Raw genomic sequence first — 15,829 nt, 5'->3', positions numbered from 1 at the left:
GAGCTCGTATAATAAAAAAGACTCCGTACTCCCTTTGTTTATAAGGGGTGCGGAGTCTTTTTTGTTTATAACGTACTAAAAGCGTACTAATGCATATCATTAAGTTTGTTGGCAAGCTCATATCTTTTTGTGTCATAGAAGTGACTGTACACTTTCAATGTGATATTTGCATTAGAGTGCCCTAGCCGGTCAGCAACATCTATAGGTTGAAAGCCAGCATTGATGAGCATGGATGCGTGAGAGTGTCGCAAGTCATGTATTCGTATCCTTTTTACTCCGGCGATTTCTGCACCTCTGATTAACTTATTATTCAATGTTGCGGAGGAAAAGTCAAATATTCTATTTCCGCTATATAGATTCATGCGCTGAAAGTCTTTTAGCATGTCGGCTATAAACTGAGGCATGATAACGATACGTCTACTAGCTGCCGTTTTACCGGAGGTCAATATATCCTTCTTGTGTAATCGTTTGTAACTTTTACTAATAGATAGCGAATTATCCGAGAAGTCTACATCATTCCATGTCAGTGCTAGTAACTCTCCGCATCTGATGCCTGTCCAAAACAATAAATAGAATGCCATAATGTGATGAGGCTTATTAAGTGTGGTAGCAAATTGTCTAAACTCATCAATAGTCCAATAGTTTTGTAGTGGTACAATTTGTCCTAATGATAAATTGTTAGGGCATGGATTGTACGGGAGATTATAATAGTCAATCGCGAAATTAAATATTTGTTTAAGCCGTATATAGATGGATTTTTTATATGATGGTTTCATATCATCGGACATGACATGATTCTTCCATCCTGTTATACTCTGCTTATTGATTTTGTTTATAGGCGTATTGTTAAAATACGGAAGGATATATTTGTTAGTGAGGAATACTGTATTATAATATGAGGCCTCGCTAATGAGTTCTTTTTGTCTCGCTAAATACGTTTTAACTAAGACATCAAAAGATATATCCGGAGTACCAGCATACTGTTCCAAGAACTTGCGTTCCCATTCCTGAGCCTCACGTTTAGTCTTAAAGCCTTCCTTCTTTTTCTTCTTGCGCTTACCTTGCCAATCTGTAAAGTAGAAGGCGCAGTACCACGTGTTGCGCTCAGCATTTTTGTAAGATGGCAAAATAACACTTCCCTTCTGTAAAGTATTGTGGTATAATCACTTATCCGTAAAATTATTATATGATGCGCTCAGGCGTGTCGGCTATCTACAGCGGCTACTCATTCTGTCGCACCGCCCTAATCTCAGCGGTAAATCTCGAATGCAGGGCTGAACGGTGCCGAACCGCTCGACAATTCACAGCCCCGGTTAATAGCTGGGGCTTCATCCATTTATAGACATAACCGCCTTGAAATATGGTCGGTGACAAATTGTCACCATCTAATACGATTCATTAACATAGCCGCCTCATTAAGTTGGGGCGGCTTTTTGTTATACTATTTTTCTGGCATTAGTAAAATGGTTGATGCTTATAATGGTTCGTGGCTTTCTTTATTCATATACGCCCTTACTTCGAAAGATACAGTAAAAGAAATAAATGCTATAAAACATAAAATATAAGCAGCAGTGTAGAACGTTATATCAAAAGACTCACAAATAAAGATAGTGATATTGTTAATTAACTCCCATATCAACCTTAAAAGAAATGCAGAAATAGATACGCATATTAAAGCCATTATGTAATTATGTTGCTCATAAAAATATTTTCTTATATACCTGCAAAGAATCTCTATACCGTAATATATCCCATAGAAAGACATAACGCTAAATGTCCATATTATAACTAATGGAATAAACGCATTAGGGTGCTTGTCATAAAGATTTTTTAAAACCTCTCGCATAGTAATCTCCACCTATCAATTAGAATATAAGGTTGTCAGGTTCTTTGAAACGTTTATAATGCTCAATCCAATCTTGAAGAAATTTATCAGTAAAAGCTATAGCTATTTCTTTTTGTTTATCTTTCGGAGCATCAATTATCGGCTTTATCATATTAAATATTATTTTTAATTCCCATATTTTTACATATTCAGGATTCTCGTTATATAAATCAAGTGCCACTTCAGCCTCATCTACAGGACTATGGGGGCAAATCCAAATATAACGACCTTCATGCCCTTTACCGTCCCATTCATACCATTCATAGTGTAATTTTATATAGTTGTCGAAAACATAATTGACTCCATCGGCCATTTCATCATCTGTTAATTGACGTTCTATAATAGGTGTTTCGACAACATTACCCTGCATACCTGCTTGTAGAGCAGCATACGCAAGATTCTTATGCACTTCATCAGCATTGCGAAAAGCGGTAAGGAAAGACTGTTCTTCTTCTGTCAATGCAACGGCATCACCAATATAATGCTCATAGAATCCTTTACCTTCAGGTACCATTGTACCGTGAGGGTCATCAGATAGCCCCATAATATAATCGCTGGTGACATTAAAAAGAGCAGATAGTTCTTTCAGCTTTCGTGTAGGCTTGTTTTCGCCGTTCTCATATTTTAGGTATGTTGTTCGGCCTATGCCTAGTAGCTTGGCGATATCAGCCTGTGACTGCCCTCGTTGCTCCCTGAGCATTTTTAACCTTTGTCCGGTAGTCATAACAAATCACCTCATATCATTATTATATGTTATCGTAAATAACACATAAAGGCGTAATATTTTATCACCTTACCTATTGACATGTTATTTTACATAACGTATAATACAGAGTATAAAGACGTTATGTAACGTAACATTGGGAGGTGAGATTGTGAAAATGAAACTAAAGGAACTACGGGAAAAAAAGGGGCTATCCCAAAAAAGGCTGGCAGAGAAGCTAGGCGTAGGTAGAACCACAGTAACGCTATGGGAACTTGGCATAAATAAGCCGAGAACAGACATGCTGCCAGGCTTAGCAAAAGCATTAGGGTGCAATGTCGATGCTTTGTTGTGCTCTAAACCGTGATGTTACATAACATTAAGGAGGCGTAAGAAATGATTATCCATCAAATTAAATTCAGTCTTATCAATAAGGCAGATAAGCCTGCCGAGGATAAGCAGTATGAATGTGACCAGTTTCAAAGTGCGGTTATGGCCGACATTGAAAAACAGAAACTTCCCATCACTTCAGCACGGCTTGACGATGTGGAGATAACAGGTGGCTATGACAGCACGGTAAAAAATGTAGCGGTAACACTGGATGAAAATGGCGTTGAAGGAAAATTCGTAGTTGAGTTTACGGACGGTACCGCAGGCGTGCTTAGCTTTGATGATACTGATGTTGTTATTGCATATATCAGTAAAGAGACTTTGATTGTAGATATCGCACCGGCAATGCCGTTTGTGTGAGGTGATGAATTGTGGCTAGGGAGAATCCGTGGGTAAGGGTAAACGAGGTTAGGAGTTTCTTTGATTGTTCACGCGCTCAGGCATACAAGATTATCAAACAACTCAATACCGAGTTGAATGAAAAAGGATATCTGACGTATGCAGGGCGTGTCAGTCGGAGATACTTTAACGAGCGTTACTATTCTATCTAAGCATATCTGAATAGGGGGTGTCGGGCAATGATTGACGATGACCTTTTCACAGATAGCAGCAAGGTGCAAAAAATTACACCTTATCGCAAGCTGAGACTATTGCGAGGATGGACACTAGAGCAGGCAGCAGAAATATTTACAGTCAGTCGCCGGACGTTGATTGACATTGAACTTGGCCGGAAGGACGCGCCGAAGTGGTTAGTCAGAAACATGGATAAGACCTACGGCTGTAACGGTGAACTGATTGACTACTGGCTGCCACGATTTAGTGTAGCACCGATTGAACAACCAAGCGTATGGAGGAGGCTAGGGTTATGGATAAAGACTTCACTATTAGCTATGACACGATGTATGACGAGCGCGATTATAGGTCGTTGTCTGAGTTTGATGAGGACGATGAAGAAATCTACAGCATCTATGGCGATGAAGATTGGGCAGAGGAGGACATTGAAAAATGGAGAGACTGACTGAGCGCAGGGCAAAGGAAGTAAGCCGTCAGAAAAAGCGCAATAAAAAAGACCTGCTTAGGGTAGCAGGTTATATTGTAGGGCTGATTATGTGGTCAATATGCCTTTTAGGTATATCTGACTTTGTAGCAGGAGGCTGGTAATGGGAGCAGAGTTCTATGATGTGTTAGTCTGTCAGCACTCAAGAAAAGCGGAATACAGCAGATATAAATGCAGAAATTATAACTGCCCACATCATAATCGTTACGTTCCAGATACTTATGTTGAATTTTGGGAATGGAATCCTTTTAGCAAGAGCGCAGAAGTCAAATGCCCGTATTTTAGAACAAAAGCGCAAATGATTGTTCAGAGTAACAGGAGGGTTGATGGATGAAACGATTACCATATTTTACGCCGTTAGGTTGGAGCGTGATTTTCTTAGCAGGTGCAGGTGTTGGAGCATGGATAGCAGTTCAAATGTTAATCATTCGTGGCTTATGGTAAAAGAAAAAGTCGCTGCAGTAACAGCGACTCTCTCCAACGGTAAACCTAAACAATTATTGAAAGGTATGTCTATTATAGCACACATGGAGGTGCTTGACAATGTATGACAAGTTTAACGTCCCGGTTACGTATGACAGCGCACCGGAGGCAATAAAGAAAATCATTGACCGTCACGAAGATAGATATCAGCCGTTACTGACAATGACGTGTGTATCGTGGGAAGGCGCAGGCGGTGGAGCGGTTGAGAACAGCCGTTACATCATGTTATTCAATGCGCAGAACTGTGGTTACAACGTATGCGAGGTATGGCTGAAGGCTGATGATTCCGTGAGAAGTGAGTCAGAAGTATTCATAGCAAACGACGAGGCCAGTGTTTTTGTTGGTTTTATGAAAGGACAGGAGGTAGCTTGACGATGGATAGACCTGAAAGTATGGGAGCTATTGCAGAACGTTATGACGCTGTAATGGCGTTGGCCGGGGAACCTGACGTATCACAGGACGACATTAACGCAGCATTGGTTGCTGTGGTCGATGACGTAAAAACCAAAGCGGAAAACGGTATTAACTGGCTCAATAGCATTGATGAAAACATTGCCGGTGCCAAAGCACGCAAGAAGAAATATGACGACTATATCAAGTCGTTAGAGAATCGTAAGAAACGTATGCTCACTGCATATATGTACGCTATGGAAAAGATGGGCATGAAGTCAATCATGACCGGCGCAGGTGAATTAAAGCTGAAGAAAAACCCTCCGGCATTGGTCATTGACGACATAAGTAAAATCCCGTCTAAGTTTGAGAAACAGAAAGTTGAGATTAGCTTAGACAAGGTTGCAATCAAGGCCGCTATTAAGGCCGGGGAAACGATTGAAGGCTGCCATTTAGAGCAGGCAGTAAGTCTTAGTTATTAAGGAGGAAATGCAATGGAAAACATGAGTATATATAACAGTCTTTGTACACCACCAAACGATGCGCTGAAACCTATTAGTTTTGGCAACCTGAAAGGAAAAAGTGATATAAACCCTCAGTGGAGATATGAGGCAGTAACGAATCAATTTGGACCTTGTGGCATTGGCTGGAAATTTACTATCGATTCCCATTGGGCACAGCCTGTTAGCACCGGGGAAACAATGGTGTTTGTAATGATTAGCTTTTATTACAAACAAGGTGAGACATGGAGCGAACCTATCCCGGCATACGGCGGCGACTTCTTAATTAAGAAGGATAAGAACGGCATTCACGGCAATGACGAGGCTATGAAAATGGCCGTTACAGATGCCCTGGGCACGGCTATGAAAATGATTGGCGTTGCGGCTGACGTTTACCGTGGGTTAGTTGCCAACGGTGCCAGTGATTCAAAGTATGCTAGACGTGATTATGTTGCTCAGAACGCGCAGAACAGCGTAGGACGCACGCAAAACACAAAGCCTAATAGTTATACCCAAGCACCGGCCAAAGCCTCTGCAAACAACGATTTAATGGCCAAGGCTAAGCACCAGCTTAAAGCCGAAGTAGAGAGGATTGGCTGCACGTGGGATGAGGTAAAAGCAATATCCGGTGTTAAAATCGGCAAGATTAAGACAGAGGACATGACCGTGGGTGAGGTTAGTGAGTTAGCTGCTAACCTTGAAAAATGGGTAATGGAAGAATCAGCATGATTACTGAAAGAGCAGTCGGTCACATTATGGATATAGACGAGGGAGGGGTGGCCACAATTAAAGCCACTCTCCCCAATCTGTATCATGCATTAGACCGGAAATATGGTGAAGTAGAAATTATCCTGCCTGACGGTCGCAGGATAAGCCCTGAACAACGACGCAAATGTTATGCCCTTCTAAGTGAAATAGCTGAGTGGATAGACGGCAAACAAACGCCGGAAACAGTAGAAGATGCCAAGCAGGTTATGAAATGGGACTTCATTCTAAAGCGGATGGAATCACAGGAACGGCAGTTATTTTCCCTGTCATCATGTGACATGAGCACAGCCCGTGAGTTTATCACGTATCTGATTGAGTTTATCGTCAAGAATGATATTCCAACAAAGGTGCCGCTTATAGAGCAGTGTGAGGATATAAGCAAATATGTTTACGCTTGCCTAATGAATAAGCGGTGCTGTATCTGCGGTAAGCCTGCGGATTTACATCATGTGGATGCTATTGGTATGGGCAATGACCGTGATGAAGTTATACATATCGGTCGTGATGCATTGCCTCTTTGCCGTGTTCATCATACCGAATTACACAGCATAGGCAATAGCAGCTTCATGGCAAAATATCACATTGAACCTGTAAAACTTGATGAAAAATTAGCTAAAAAATACAGATTGAACACAAGAAAGAAGGATGAAAATGAATAAAGTTTTTGAAATTGGTCGGCTTACTCGTGACCCGGAAGTGCGGTACACGCAGTCAGGAAAGGCAGTATGTACATTCACACTTGCTGTCGATGATGGGTACGGCGAACACAAAAAAGCATACTTTCTCCCTGTGGTTGTTTGGGGTAAGACTGCTGAGGCTTGTGGTAATTCCCTTCATAAAGGCAGCAAGGTTGCTATTACAGGTAAGCTGACTACTAGGCAGTACGACAACAGCGAAGGTAAGAAGGTCACAATTACAGAGATTGTAGCAGACCCTTATGAGGGCGTTGATTTCTTAGATAGGAAACAGGGTGATGCTAATCAATCCAATGCGGATGAGGAAGTGGAGATTCCGTTTTGACGGAGGTAGGCAATGGATAATAAAAAATCATACTACGCTATTATCCCTGCTAACGTCAGGTATGACGAAAGTTTACCGGATGGTGCAAAGCTGTTGTATGGGGAAATAACCTGCTTATGCAATGAAAAAGGTTTCTGCTGGGCAACAAACACATATTTTGCAAAGCTGTATAAAGTTAGCAACAAAACAATATCTAGGTGGGTAGGAAACTTAAAGGAACAAGGGTACATTGATGTATCAATGAGTCCTAAATCTGAGTTGACCAATGAACAAGAGCGAAGGTTGTCGATTGTCCAAGGGTATGGACAAAAATGTCTAGGGGGTATAGACAAAAATGTCCATACCCCCCTGGACAAAAATGTCCAAGGTAATAATACAAGTAGGAATATTAAAAATAATAGTAGTGTGTCTAGCGACACAACAAAGCCTAAGAAGAAATTCGTTCCACCTACTCTTGAAGAAGTAAGGGCGTACATCTTAGAAAAGAGACTGAATGTAGATGCTCAGAAGTTCTTTGATTATTACGATGCAGGAAGTTGGCATGATGGCAATGGTAAGGCAGTTAAGAACTGGAAACAAAAGTGTCTTACATGGGATAAGCATGATAACCAAGGTACACTTCAGAAAGCTAAGCCTATGGGCAATGGAGTATATAAGGTCAATACCTTCTCAGGTGGTGATGATACATGGAAACCAAAAAAAGTTATTCGGTAAGTGACACTGAAAGCGAAGAAATGATTCTATCCGTTCTCATGAATGGTAAGAAACATGAAGTTGATTATATCTTTGAACAGATAAAGCCACAGGATTTCTATTGGGAAGGGCACCGGCAGTTATTCAACTTGTTCTTAGGCATGTATGCAAAGGGTGAGGAGCTATCACTTATCAGTGCCTTAAAGCTGTATCGTTCTCAGATTGAGCAGATACAAACCAAGTCGAGCATTGTAGAAATTAACTCTCTCTATGTGACACGCACGATGGGTGGCCAGTGGGTTGGCAGTAACGTGCAAGGGTTTATTACAGGTTCAGTTAAGGCGGTAAAAAAGAAACGTGCTTACCGTGAGCTGATAGCCATGCAGAACAAAATCACTACGGACATACAGAACGATGTTGACCCGGATAAGATTTGCACGGAGATTGAAAAGGCATTGATGGCAAGGGAACCATTGACAGCCAAGCGGTCATATCTTACGCCGGAAGACATGGGAAAGCTGATGTTAGATGCCGTTGCAGAACGCATGGACAAAGAACGTCGCAACAAGGAAGTTATATTTACCTCTTTCAAAATGCTGAATAAGTACACAGGCGGCCTTGAAAAATCCGATTTGATTATCTTGTCAGCAGGGAGTGGTGTTGGTAAGTCAACCTTTGCGATGAATATTGTACGTGATGTGGCGTATGTCAGCGATAAAGCGGTGCTGTATCTTAACTCTGAAATGAGCGACAAACAGCAGGCAAGGCGATATGCAGCATTGTTGTCAGGGGTGTCACATGGGAGTATCAGAAATGGTATTGACCCAAACTTCGGTGGATTTGAGAAGATTGTTGCGGCTGCTGAAACGTTTGCCAAGAAGAAAATCTATACGGTTACTATTCCGGATTTGCAGCTGACAAATGTTGTTGCGGAAATTCGGCGCATGGTTGACAGGTTCGGCGTGGAACTGGTCGTGGTTGACTACATAGGCCGAATGGACACTATGAGCCTGAAGGATTTGCAGGAGTGGCAGATGATGGAGCAGTCAGCACGGGTGCTGAAAACTACGGCGCAGGAATTGGGCATCGTCATTGTGATGGTTGCGCAGTTATCTAGCAACGGGCAGACACTTGCCAAGGGTTCAAGCATGAAGAATGAGGCTGACCTATGGTTAAACCTTCGGAGAGTTGAGCCGGACGAGATAAGGGATTATGTTAATGCTGATGAAGTCGGCCTATGGAATATGTTGTTGGAGTTCCGTAAGGCACGTAACGTTGAGAGTGGCGCGATTATCCCTCTCCATTTTCATGGCGATACGTTGGCATTCACTGACGATAAGGAGTTGGCTTTGAAATATGTTAAAGAGGAAGAAGAACCTGCCCCAAATGTCAACGATGGAGTTGCTTAACCCTTGGCTGGAACAATTGTCAGAGCAGGGCAAGGCGCAGGTTAAACATGAAATAGAACGACAGCAACGGGCGTTAAATAAAATGCTCTACGATAATATGCCACAGCGCACAGCTAGAAGAATTATTAAGAGGTCGCAGCATAGAGTGAATTACATTATTGCTGACGAGCTTGTGAAGAAGAAAGTAGGTGATGCCAATGCCTAAAACATTAACACTTGGTTCGTTGTTTGATGGCATAGGTTAGGCGGTTGGTTACTGGCTGCCGAGCACGCAGGAGTTAAGCCGGTATGGGCATCGGAAATCGACGATTTTCCGGCCACAGTAACGGCACACCATTTCCCTGACGTTAGGCAAATGGGCGATATAACTAAGATTGACGTAGATAAATTAGAACCGGTTGACATTATATGTGCAGGTAGTCCTTGCCAAGACCTGTCAGTGGCCGGTAAGCGAGAGGGGTTAAACGGTGAACGCAGCGGACTATTTAGAACGGCAATTGAACTTGTTCACGGATTACGAAAACGGACAGGTTCGCCAAGATTCTTCGTGTGGGAAAACGTGCCAGGGGCTTTTAGTTCGAATAAAGGACTTGATTTTAGAGCCGTGCTCAGCGAAATCAGTCAGACCCAAATTCCAATGCCTAAAGATGGACGATGGGCAGAGTCAGGCTATGTGGAATGGGGGGGCACAAGTTCACTTGCGTGGAGGACACTTGATGCTCAGTATTGGGGAGTCCCCCAGCGTAGAAAACGAATCTTTCTTGTCGCAGATTTTGATGGCAGAAGTGCCGGAGAAATACTTTTTATCGAGCAAGGCTTGCATGGGGATTCTTCGGAGAGCAAAAGAAAGGGGCAAGAAACTGCCACCGATGTTGGAGCAAGCACTGATAGCGCAAGCTACGGTGTAATTACCAAAGGAAATGGCGAAGGTATCTTAATGAAGGAAAGGCATTGCTCTTTGGCTTGTGGCGGTGGTCAGGCAGGGCAGGGTTATCCTGCGGTACTCGATAGCGCAAGCGGATTCAAGTATAGACAAGGTGCAAAAGCAGGTGGCGGTGTTTCGGGGGGGGCAGCGAAACCCTAATCAAAGAATAGTGGGGAGCTTATGCGCTAGAGATTATAAAGGCGTAGGAAACCAATATGTAGACGAGGGGAAACTGGTGTATGGAGTTCAAGATAATCGAGAATCACCCACAAGACAGCAGGGTTAAATATCGAGAAGATGGTGTATTTCAAACGCTATCAAGCATGATGGGACAAGGGGGGCAACGTGCCAATGGTACATACAATAGCTGGAAACATAATTGGCAGAGCTAATCAGAACGGTGGTCATCAGTTGGGCATAGGGCATGACGTAAGCCCAACACTAAACACAGTAGACAGACACGCTATAGCATATAGCATGGGGCATGATGAGCGGTCGGCACAGTTTACACTAAATAAGACTGACCCATTGACTGCAAGTGATTATAAGCAGCCGCCGATTGTTGGTGAGCCTAAAATAGCAGGAACCTTGTCAGCTACCTTTTACAAAGGAGCAGGAAATAACTCTGTAGACGCTTGCTTATGGCCGGATTCAAAAGCAAACACAGTACGCAGACTCACACCAACGGAATGTGAACGACTCCAGGGCTTGCCCGATGGCTATACAGATATTGAGTATAAAAGTAAACCGGCACCGGACTCCAAACGCTATAAAGCACTTGGTAACGGCATGGCCCAGCCGTGCGCCGATTTTGTAATAAGGCGTATTTCAGAGGTGGCAAATGGTAAGGGTATATAACTATACCCCTTTACCATAACGGGCATGTTACAGGGGGAGTTAGGGCAGTCAGAATCGATTTTAGGAGGTTATATGTAATGGGCATGGCAAGAAAAATGGCTAGGTTTTCAAGGAAAGCAAAAGAAAAGGCGTATCTGAAGGAACAACAGTATAACAATGAATTGTACGGCAACATAAATTCTGTTACTGAAATACTAAAAAGATGCGAACCACAGTTTAAAGCTGACATAACAGAGGTACTTATTCGGCAAATGTTTGCCATGAGTTTTATGGCACTGCACGATGAGTTTGGTTTCGGCAAAGAGCGTATCATGCGGTACTACAAAAAGATGCTTTCACTTCACCATGAGCTGAAGTTGCATGGTGGGGCTAAGCCACTAGATACACTGTTAGTGGCACTTAGAGACGAATATAAATTTGATATCGACAAAGCTATGATTGAGGCTAATAGAGAGTTTGATAAAACAAAAGGGGAATAAATTGTGAAAAGTAAAGAGCAGGCAATGCGTGGCGTAGATAAGATGATTGATGCAGCTATTGAAGGTACACGCCGTTATTATGACGGATACAAAGAAGGATACAGCGAGGGTTACGATGAGGCACTGACGGCGGCCAGGGAGGTTGCTGAAAAATATAATCTTGGTGGCCAAGAATTGAAACCGGCTATTAAATTTTTGCGGACTAGCACCGGTCAGCAGATTCAGAAAATCTATGAAGAAATCAGGGAAGTATCTGACGCATACAACGACGGCGAGTCTACAGACCGTGTAGCGGAGGAGGCATGCGATGTGCAGCAGGCGTGTGAAACTCTCTTAGCAATGCTAGGTTACAATGATGATGAACGGCGAAAACTCCGGCAGAAGGTACTTTGCAAGAACGCAAGCAGAGGTTACTACAATGAGTGATTACTATATGGGGCTGATGATAGGCACAACGATAGGTTATATCGGTTCTCTCTTGACAATGTTGTTTTTGTGGTCACTGTGTATCATAGCGAAAAAAGCTGACGGGGGCAGACCTGATGGGGAGTATAAAGAAAACAAGTAATAGACGCTTGCCGAGTGGCTTAGTTGAACAAATACAATCATGCCATCATGCAGCATGCGCCGATATCGAAAAGCAGCGCGTAAAAGCTAAAGCGTGGAACGACCTGCAAAACACGCGACATGAATCAAGATGGCGAGCCGGTACGTGTCTGATATGCGGTGAGTATATGGAGTATTGCATAACAAATTATCATGCGCAGCTACACGGCTATAAGTCAGCAGAGGCGTTAATAAGAGATGGCAAGATTTGTTTTGAGTAGGTGAGCAAAAATGACTAAGCAAGAGTTTTGGATTTTAGTAGCATCATGCCTGGAAGGTTGTGATGGCTGCCCTGTTGAGGTGAAAAGAGATAGCCAGGATAGCCGTGATTGCTATAAAGACTGTGCTAAAGCGTTGCAAGAAGTTTATGAGCGATTGGAGCGTGAAAGCAATGACTGAGCAAGAGCTATTCTACTATGGCAAAGGTTATGCGCAAGGCAAAATTGATTTTGCAAAAGAAGTGATGGAGCGAATTGGTTGCATAGAAACGTGCTATGGTGATGATTATGATATGGGCGTTGATTGGGCAGTCTGTGAAGCGTTAAAGATAATCAATGAAATGGTAGGTGGTTCAGATGGCAGAGAATAAAATGGCAGAAGTTGCCAAGATGTTCGGGAAGAAGTTGGGCGAAAGATTTACAGTAAAAATAGATAATCAAAGATACAGTTGCAGTTTTGAAGAATATGGATTTAATAGCTACGGCGCGTATGAAAATCCATATTTATCTTTCGACGCATTTATCTTGCAAGAGTTGTTAACAGGAACGGCGGTGATTGTCGATGATTAAAGCAAGGCATAGCGAGTGCATTTTATATAACCAATATAGACTTGACCATTACGGTAGTAACAAGCACATTAGAGAGCATGGCTGTGATGGCTGTGAGGATATGAGCACGGGTGAGATAGTGCTTACTTGCACAAAATATTGCAAATGGTACAAACCCAAAAAGGTTGATGAATACGCAAGCGATAAGGCATTGTGGAGGCGGTGATTAAATGCTGAAACGTTTATTTACAGAACGAATAGAATTTAGATGGGAAATGCCGATAATTGGGTGGCTTGTCTTGATAGGGTATATAGTCATTGATTTACTGTTTGTTTTGGTAAAAATTGGGAGAATGGTGATGGGGTTTGATTAAACGGTTATCATGGCGCGTCCAGCCGGTTGAACAAATACGCAAGCGCAAACAACGTAAAAAAGAAATGTGGGAACGACATAAAGAGTTTTATGAGTTCGTAAAACGTGAGAAGAAAAAGAAGTTATGACTGATGAAGAATTAGAAAAGATACCACTGCCGCCATGTCCAAGTTGTGATAGCACATTAACCGGCGTAAGGCGAGCGAGCCAACGGTGGTGGATTGTCGGTTGCTATGATTGTTTTAACAAGACACAGTGTGAGCGCGAATTTGTTGAAAAAGCGGCTGCAAAATTTATCGATTATGCGCGGAGGTGTGGGCATGAGTGAAAATAAATGCTGTGCGAATTGCAAAAACTTTGTTAAGTATGATGTTACCTTGGACGGGAAGAATTATAAAAAGTATGGCTGTCACTACTATGAGTTAAGTGCTGAAATATCAGAGGTTGATAGTAACAAATGTAACTGTGATGGCGGTGAGGGTTGGGAGTGTTCGGAAAATGACTGAGCACTGGTCGGCGTTTGTGACGGGCGTTTTGTTTTGTGCGCCAACGTGCGCGGTGTTGATGTTTTGGGCGTGGAGGGATAACAATGACTGAATTAGAACAAACAAGGTATTGCGAAAAATGTGAGTCAATGCAACCTATGTATTTTAGTAAGAATTTCGTAATAATGGGCTGTAGGCATAAGCCGTATCGAGGTAAATGGGTAGCTGAAATTGATAAGTGTCCGCGAGATGATTTTCACGAATTATGTAAGAAACGGTGGACACCAAGGAGGGCTGACAATGAAAGCAAAAGATAAAAAGGAAATGCAAGCTGCGTTGGAAACGATTAAAAGAATTTGCGATAGTACAGACGATAAGGATTGTAAGGATTGTCCAGCGTTTGGGCGTGGTAAGTTATGTCACTCTGGGAAAATATCATGTTGTTCGCCGTACCATTGGTATGGGTTTAAAGCGGAGGGCTGACAATGACTAACAAGGAATGGATTCAAAAAATGGAGATAGAAGAATTAACAGATTTCTTGGAAGGATTTATTCCATGTCTGTGTTGTGACCGTGACAAGGAGTTTTGTAATCGAAACTGTGGTAGTGGGATTTGGGATTGGTTAAGTCGAGAGCACGAGGAGGTTTGACAATGACTAAAGGTGATTGGATTCGTAAACTTAGCAATAAAGCATTAGCGCAATACATGACTACATTTTCTATGGATATGTGCGACAGTTGTATTTATCACAATGAAGAAGATTGTGCACCGAAACATTGCGTACAGGTGTGGGAAGATTGGCTGAACCAGGAATTTGAGGCAGGTATGAGCAACGAGAAATTAGATAACTTGCGTGAGCTACTTTGCGAGTTTGATTTGTCTTATGCGCTGAGTGATGGCAACAAAAAAGTAATTGATAAGGCTATTGAGGTTGTTACTAGCGTTATGGAGGTTGAGGCTAACAATGACTAATGGGGAATGGTTAAGAGCACAAGGTGATGAAATTGTGGCAGATTTTATCGCTGAGGGCGAGGCTTATGCACGAGTGCTTAGCGTAACAGATGATGTTGACGGAACAATCATTGTTAAAGATATGATAACAAAATGGTTGAAGGCCGAGCATAAAGAGGGTGAAAGCAATGACTAACAGACAATGGCTAATATGGCAGTTAATTGATATGTCTGACGAAGAATTTGCAGAGGGGATTTGCGAAAACGGCGAGTTGTGGTCATGTAGAGATTGCAAACGGCATGGCGTTAATAAGAATGAAAGCAGTGATTGCGAAGATAAATTAAGAGAGTGGCTAAAGCAGGAATATAAGGAGGCTGACAATGACTAACCGTGAGTGGCTGGCACAGATGTCAGATAAGCAGTTTATTAAGTGGCTGAGAAAATACAAGTATGAAACAGATGCGTGTGGATTATGCGAATTTAAAGGAAAATGTTCTTCGGAAGATTGTAATGAGTGCGAGTCTCTATGGCTAAAGCAGGAGCATAAGGGGGTACGCAATGACTAATACAGAACGAATAACAAACTTCTGCATTGAGTATTTCAACAAGCATGATTTAGACACGGACGATGAACCGATTACGGCTAGTGACATTCGTATTATGTCGTATGCAGATATTGGGCTTGGTTGGAGTGCGGTAGTCTATATGCCCAATGGATATATATACGAAATTGGCACTTTAGAAAACATATATGGTGCTGTAGCATTAAACAAGTATAGGAGAGTCGGTGGTTCGCTGTACAACTGGGAAGAGGAGAATAGCAATGAGTTATGAGTATTCGGACAGAATAATATTGTCTGGCGGATTGATGAAGTATAGAAAGCACTTATGCGAGGAAACAGCAAAGCGTAGTGAGTGTAAAAAGTGTCCTGCTTACATCAAGGAAATTAAAAAATGCGTATTGAGTTTAACGATTAAGTTAGCAGATTATGGCAAAATCTAATTCGGTTTAATTGAGTTAAACGAGTTAAGTTAAAAAGTTAATTCGACAAAACGAGTTAAATTTGCAAGCGACATCGATGTCG

The 15,829-nt window shown here is 42.3% G+C and carries 29 protein-coding genes and 2 pseudogenes; 29 read left to right on the top strand and 2 right to left on the bottom strand.

Going from position 1 to position 15,829, the window contains the following annotated elements; genetic code table 11:
* Positions 1 to 86: 86 nt before the first annotated feature.
* Both DL94_RS0111470 and DL94_RS15405 read right to left on the bottom strand, forming a co-directional pair.
* On the bottom strand, positions 87 to 1,127 hold the full coding sequence (locus DL94_RS0111470; protein WP_028130270.1) for a site-specific integrase: 1,041 nt from the start codon (positions 1,125 to 1,127) through the stop codon (positions 87 to 89).
* A gap of 738 nt (positions 1,128 to 1,865) precedes the next feature.
* On the bottom strand, positions 1,866 to 2,609 hold the full coding sequence (locus DL94_RS15405) for a helix-turn-helix domain-containing protein (protein WP_051586437.1): 744 nt from the start codon (positions 2,607 to 2,609) through the stop codon (positions 1,866 to 1,868).
* Positions 2,610 to 2,766: 157 nt separating this feature from the next.
* Here DL94_RS15405 and DL94_RS14785 point away from each other — a divergent pair, with 157 nt between their 5' ends.
* The 29 genes and pseudogenes from DL94_RS14785 to DL94_RS0111305 all read left to right on the top strand — a co-directional run bounded on the left by DL94_RS14785 (position 2,767) and on the right by DL94_RS0111305 (position 15,578).
* Entirely contained in the window at positions 2,767 to 2,955 is a 189-nt protein-coding gene (locus tag DL94_RS14785; RefSeq protein ID WP_037371841.1) for a helix-turn-helix domain-containing protein, read from the top strand.
* A 29-nt stretch (positions 2,956 to 2,984) separates the two neighbouring features.
* On the top strand, positions 2,985 to 3,338 hold the full coding sequence (locus DL94_RS0111450) for a hypothetical protein (RefSeq protein ID WP_028130268.1): 354 nt from the start codon (positions 2,985 to 2,987) through the stop codon (positions 3,336 to 3,338).
* Positions 3,339 to 3,556: 218 nt separating this feature from the next.
* Positions 3,557 to 3,772 (top strand): annotated as a pseudogene (locus tag DL94_RS16600) (helix-turn-helix domain-containing protein); the annotation flags it as partial.
* Between the two features lie 71 nt (positions 3,773 to 3,843).
* The gene (locus DL94_RS16150; RefSeq protein ID WP_156031852.1) at positions 3,844 to 3,996 is read left to right on the top strand and encodes a hypothetical protein; all 153 of its coding nucleotides are present in this window, start codon (positions 3,844 to 3,846) and stop codon (positions 3,994 to 3,996) included.
* Complete coding sequence (locus DL94_RS16145; RefSeq protein WP_156031849.1) at positions 3,984 to 4,139, top strand: hypothetical protein; 156 nt, start codon at positions 3,984 to 3,986, stop codon at positions 4,137 to 4,139. The genes DL94_RS16150 and DL94_RS16145 overlap by 13 nt, the downstream gene beginning before the upstream one ends.
* Before the next feature lie 439 nt (positions 4,140 to 4,578).
* Positions 4,579 to 4,890 carry a hypothetical protein gene (locus tag DL94_RS0111425; RefSeq protein ID WP_028130265.1) on the top strand — a complete coding sequence of 104 codons (312 nt, stop codon included), beginning with the start codon at positions 4,579 to 4,581 and terminating at the stop codon, positions 4,888 to 4,890.
* Between the two features lie 2 nt (positions 4,891 to 4,892).
* Complete coding sequence (locus tag DL94_RS0111420; protein ID WP_028130264.1) at positions 4,893 to 5,390, top strand: siphovirus Gp157 family protein; 498 nt, start codon at positions 4,893 to 4,895, stop codon at positions 5,388 to 5,390.
* 12 nt (positions 5,391 to 5,402) lie between these two features.
* A complete protein-coding gene (locus DL94_RS15400; RefSeq protein WP_051586435.1) occupies positions 5,403 to 6,137 on the top strand; it encodes a hypothetical protein in 735 nt (244 codons plus the stop codon).
* Positions 6,134 to 6,835 carry a putative HNHc nuclease gene (locus tag DL94_RS0111410; protein WP_028130263.1) on the top strand — a complete coding sequence of 234 codons (702 nt, stop codon included), beginning with the start codon at positions 6,134 to 6,136 and terminating at the stop codon, positions 6,833 to 6,835. The genes DL94_RS15400 and DL94_RS0111410 overlap by 4 nt, the downstream gene beginning before the upstream one ends.
* The gene (locus tag DL94_RS14775) at positions 6,828 to 7,196 is read left to right on the top strand and encodes a single-stranded DNA-binding protein (RefSeq protein WP_051586434.1); all 369 of its coding nucleotides are present in this window, start codon (positions 6,828 to 6,830) and stop codon (positions 7,194 to 7,196) included. The genes DL94_RS0111410 and DL94_RS14775 overlap by 8 nt, the downstream gene beginning before the upstream one ends.
* Before the next feature lie 12 nt (positions 7,197 to 7,208).
* Positions 7,209 to 7,910, top strand: coding sequence for a helix-turn-helix domain-containing protein (locus DL94_RS15395; protein ID WP_051586433.1), 702 nt, complete (start codon positions 7,209 to 7,211; stop codon positions 7,908 to 7,910).
* Entirely contained in the window at positions 7,883 to 9,298 is a 1,416-nt protein-coding gene (locus tag DL94_RS0111395) for a replicative DNA helicase (protein WP_028130262.1), read from the top strand. The genes DL94_RS15395 and DL94_RS0111395 overlap by 28 nt, the downstream gene beginning before the upstream one ends.
* Positions 9,246 to 9,503 carry a hypothetical protein gene (locus tag DL94_RS0111390; protein ID WP_156031846.1) on the top strand — a complete coding sequence of 86 codons (258 nt, stop codon included), beginning with the start codon at positions 9,246 to 9,248 and terminating at the stop codon, positions 9,501 to 9,503. The genes DL94_RS0111395 and DL94_RS0111390 overlap by 53 nt, the downstream gene beginning before the upstream one ends.
* 48 nt (positions 9,504 to 9,551) lie before the next feature.
* Positions 9,552 to 10,382 (top strand): annotated as a pseudogene (locus tag DL94_RS15885) (DNA cytosine methyltransferase); the annotation flags it as partial.
* 192 nt (positions 10,383 to 10,574) lie between these two features.
* Complete coding sequence (locus tag DL94_RS0111380; RefSeq protein WP_028130260.1) at positions 10,575 to 11,081, top strand: DNA cytosine methyltransferase; 507 nt, start codon at positions 10,575 to 10,577, stop codon at positions 11,079 to 11,081.
* Positions 11,082 to 11,158: 77 nt separating this feature from the next.
* Positions 11,159 to 11,560: a hypothetical protein gene (locus DL94_RS0111375; protein ID WP_028130259.1), complete on the top strand. Its 402-nt coding sequence runs from the start codon at positions 11,159 to 11,161 to the stop codon at positions 11,558 to 11,560.
* A 3-nt stretch (positions 11,561 to 11,563) separates the two neighbouring features.
* Positions 11,564 to 11,986 carry a nucleoside triphosphate pyrophosphohydrolase family protein gene (locus tag DL94_RS0111370; RefSeq protein ID WP_028130258.1) on the top strand — a complete coding sequence of 141 codons (423 nt, stop codon included), beginning with the start codon at positions 11,564 to 11,566 and terminating at the stop codon, positions 11,984 to 11,986.
* Positions 11,979 to 12,128, top strand: a complete 150-nt coding sequence (locus tag DL94_RS16140) for a hypothetical protein (protein ID WP_156031844.1) — start codon at positions 11,979 to 11,981, stop codon at positions 12,126 to 12,128. The genes DL94_RS0111370 and DL94_RS16140 overlap by 8 nt, the downstream gene beginning before the upstream one ends.
* A gap of 269 nt (positions 12,129 to 12,397) precedes the next feature.
* Positions 12,398 to 12,565 carry a hypothetical protein gene (locus DL94_RS16135; protein ID WP_156031841.1) on the top strand — a complete coding sequence of 56 codons (168 nt, stop codon included), beginning with the start codon at positions 12,398 to 12,400 and terminating at the stop codon, positions 12,563 to 12,565.
* Entirely contained in the window at positions 12,558 to 12,755 is a 198-nt protein-coding gene (locus DL94_RS0111360; RefSeq protein ID WP_156031839.1) for a hypothetical protein, read from the top strand. Before DL94_RS16135 ends, DL94_RS0111360 begins: the two co-directional genes overlap by 8 nt.
* Entirely contained in the window at positions 12,742 to 12,954 is a 213-nt protein-coding gene (locus DL94_RS0111355) for a hypothetical protein (protein WP_028130256.1), read from the top strand. The genes DL94_RS0111360 and DL94_RS0111355 overlap by 14 nt, the downstream gene beginning before the upstream one ends.
* A 672-nt stretch (positions 12,955 to 13,626) precedes the next feature.
* Positions 13,627 to 13,812, top strand: coding sequence for a hypothetical protein (locus DL94_RS0111340; protein ID WP_028130255.1), 186 nt, complete (start codon positions 13,627 to 13,629; stop codon positions 13,810 to 13,812).
* 279 nt (positions 13,813 to 14,091) lie between these two features.
* Complete coding sequence (locus tag DL94_RS0111335; protein WP_028130254.1) at positions 14,092 to 14,274, top strand: hypothetical protein; 183 nt, start codon at positions 14,092 to 14,094, stop codon at positions 14,272 to 14,274.
* A gap of 2 nt (positions 14,275 to 14,276) precedes the next feature.
* On the top strand, positions 14,277 to 14,441 hold the full coding sequence (locus DL94_RS16130; RefSeq protein ID WP_156031835.1) for a hypothetical protein: 165 nt from the start codon (positions 14,277 to 14,279) through the stop codon (positions 14,439 to 14,441).
* A gap of 2 nt (positions 14,442 to 14,443) precedes the next feature.
* Complete coding sequence (locus tag DL94_RS0111325; RefSeq protein WP_028130253.1) at positions 14,444 to 14,764, top strand: hypothetical protein; 321 nt, start codon at positions 14,444 to 14,446, stop codon at positions 14,762 to 14,764.
* Entirely contained in the window at positions 14,757 to 14,939 is a 183-nt protein-coding gene (locus DL94_RS0111320; protein WP_028130252.1) for a hypothetical protein, read from the top strand. The genes DL94_RS0111325 and DL94_RS0111320 overlap by 8 nt, the downstream gene beginning before the upstream one ends.
* A complete protein-coding gene (locus tag DL94_RS0111315; protein ID WP_028130251.1) occupies positions 14,932 to 15,132 on the top strand; it encodes a hypothetical protein in 201 nt (66 codons plus the stop codon). Before DL94_RS0111320 ends, DL94_RS0111315 begins: the two co-directional genes overlap by 8 nt.
* Positions 15,125 to 15,310 carry a hypothetical protein gene (locus DL94_RS0111310; protein WP_028130250.1) on the top strand — a complete coding sequence of 62 codons (186 nt, stop codon included), beginning with the start codon at positions 15,125 to 15,127 and terminating at the stop codon, positions 15,308 to 15,310. The genes DL94_RS0111315 and DL94_RS0111310 overlap by 8 nt, the downstream gene beginning before the upstream one ends.
* Positions 15,303 to 15,578: a hypothetical protein gene (locus DL94_RS0111305; protein WP_028130249.1), complete on the top strand. Its 276-nt coding sequence runs from the start codon at positions 15,303 to 15,305 to the stop codon at positions 15,576 to 15,578. The genes DL94_RS0111310 and DL94_RS0111305 overlap by 8 nt, the downstream gene beginning before the upstream one ends.
* Positions 15,579 to 15,829: the final 251 nt, after the last annotated feature.

Source organism: Selenomonas sp. AE3005 (assembly GCF_000686945.1).
GTDB lineage: Bacteria > Bacillota > Negativicutes > Selenomonadales > Selenomonadaceae > Selenomonas_A.
This window is presented reverse-complemented; position numbering and strand designations above follow the sequence as displayed.

Coding starts and splice junctions, on each gene's coding strand:
- DL94_RS0111395 (WP_028130262.1), top strand. CDS start 7,883: ATGGAAACCAAAAAAAGTTATTCGGTAAGTGACACTGAAAGCGAAGAA.
- DL94_RS14785 (WP_037371841.1), top strand. CDS start 2,767: ATGAAACTAAAGGAACTACGGGAAAAAAAGGGGCTATCCCAAAAAAGG.
- DL94_RS0111315 (WP_028130251.1), top strand. CDS start 14,932: ATGACTAACAGACAATGGCTAATATGGCAGTTAATTGATATGTCTGAC.
- DL94_RS0111320 (WP_028130252.1), top strand. CDS start 14,757: ATGACTAATGGGGAATGGTTAAGAGCACAAGGTGATGAAATTGTGGCA.
- DL94_RS0111425 (WP_028130265.1), top strand. CDS start 4,579: ATGTATGACAAGTTTAACGTCCCGGTTACGTATGACAGCGCACCGGAG.
- DL94_RS15400 (WP_051586435.1), top strand. CDS start 5,403: ATGGAAAACATGAGTATATATAACAGTCTTTGTACACCACCAAACGAT.
- DL94_RS0111305 (WP_028130249.1), top strand. CDS start 15,303: ATGACTAATACAGAACGAATAACAAACTTCTGCATTGAGTATTTCAAC.
- DL94_RS16130 (WP_156031835.1), top strand. CDS start 14,277: ATGACTAACAAGGAATGGATTCAAAAAATGGAGATAGAAGAATTAACA.
- DL94_RS16145 (WP_156031849.1), top strand. CDS start 3,984: ATGGAGAGACTGACTGAGCGCAGGGCAAAGGAAGTAAGCCGTCAGAAA.
- DL94_RS0111410 (WP_028130263.1), top strand. CDS start 6,134: ATGATTACTGAAAGAGCAGTCGGTCACATTATGGATATAGACGAGGGA.
- DL94_RS0111360 (WP_156031839.1), top strand. CDS start 12,558: ATGACTGAGCAAGAGCTATTCTACTATGGCAAAGGTTATGCGCAAGGC.
- DL94_RS16135 (WP_156031841.1), top strand. CDS start 12,398: ATGACTAAGCAAGAGTTTTGGATTTTAGTAGCATCATGCCTGGAAGGT.
- DL94_RS15405 (WP_051586437.1), bottom strand. CDS start 2,609: ATGACTACCGGACAAAGGTTAAAAATGCTCAGGGAGCAACGAGGGCAG.
- DL94_RS0111450 (WP_028130268.1), top strand. CDS start 2,985: ATGATTATCCATCAAATTAAATTCAGTCTTATCAATAAGGCAGATAAG.
- DL94_RS14775 (WP_051586434.1), top strand. CDS start 6,828: ATGAATAAAGTTTTTGAAATTGGTCGGCTTACTCGTGACCCGGAAGTG.
- DL94_RS0111340 (WP_028130255.1), top strand. CDS start 13,627: ATGAGTGAAAATAAATGCTGTGCGAATTGCAAAAACTTTGTTAAGTAT.
- DL94_RS0111420 (WP_028130264.1), top strand. CDS start 4,893: ATGGATAGACCTGAAAGTATGGGAGCTATTGCAGAACGTTATGACGCT.
- DL94_RS0111310 (WP_028130250.1), top strand. CDS start 15,125: ATGACTAACCGTGAGTGGCTGGCACAGATGTCAGATAAGCAGTTTATT.
- DL94_RS0111375 (WP_028130259.1), top strand. CDS start 11,159: ATGGGCATGGCAAGAAAAATGGCTAGGTTTTCAAGGAAAGCAAAAGAA.
- DL94_RS15395 (WP_051586433.1), top strand. CDS start 7,209: ATGGATAATAAAAAATCATACTACGCTATTATCCCTGCTAACGTCAGG.
- DL94_RS0111355 (WP_028130256.1), top strand. CDS start 12,742: ATGGCAGAGAATAAAATGGCAGAAGTTGCCAAGATGTTCGGGAAGAAG.
- DL94_RS0111380 (WP_028130260.1), top strand. CDS start 10,575: ATGGTACATACAATAGCTGGAAACATAATTGGCAGAGCTAATCAGAAC.
- DL94_RS16140 (WP_156031844.1), top strand. CDS start 11,979: ATGAGTGATTACTATATGGGGCTGATGATAGGCACAACGATAGGTTAT.
- DL94_RS0111390 (WP_156031846.1), top strand. CDS start 9,246: ATGTTAAAGAGGAAGAAGAACCTGCCCCAAATGTCAACGATGGAGTTG.
- DL94_RS16150 (WP_156031852.1), top strand. CDS start 3,844: ATGGATAAAGACTTCACTATTAGCTATGACACGATGTATGACGAGCGC.
- DL94_RS0111335 (WP_028130254.1), top strand. CDS start 14,092: ATGAAAGCAAAAGATAAAAAGGAAATGCAAGCTGCGTTGGAAACGATT.
- DL94_RS0111325 (WP_028130253.1), top strand. CDS start 14,444: ATGACTAAAGGTGATTGGATTCGTAAACTTAGCAATAAAGCATTAGCG.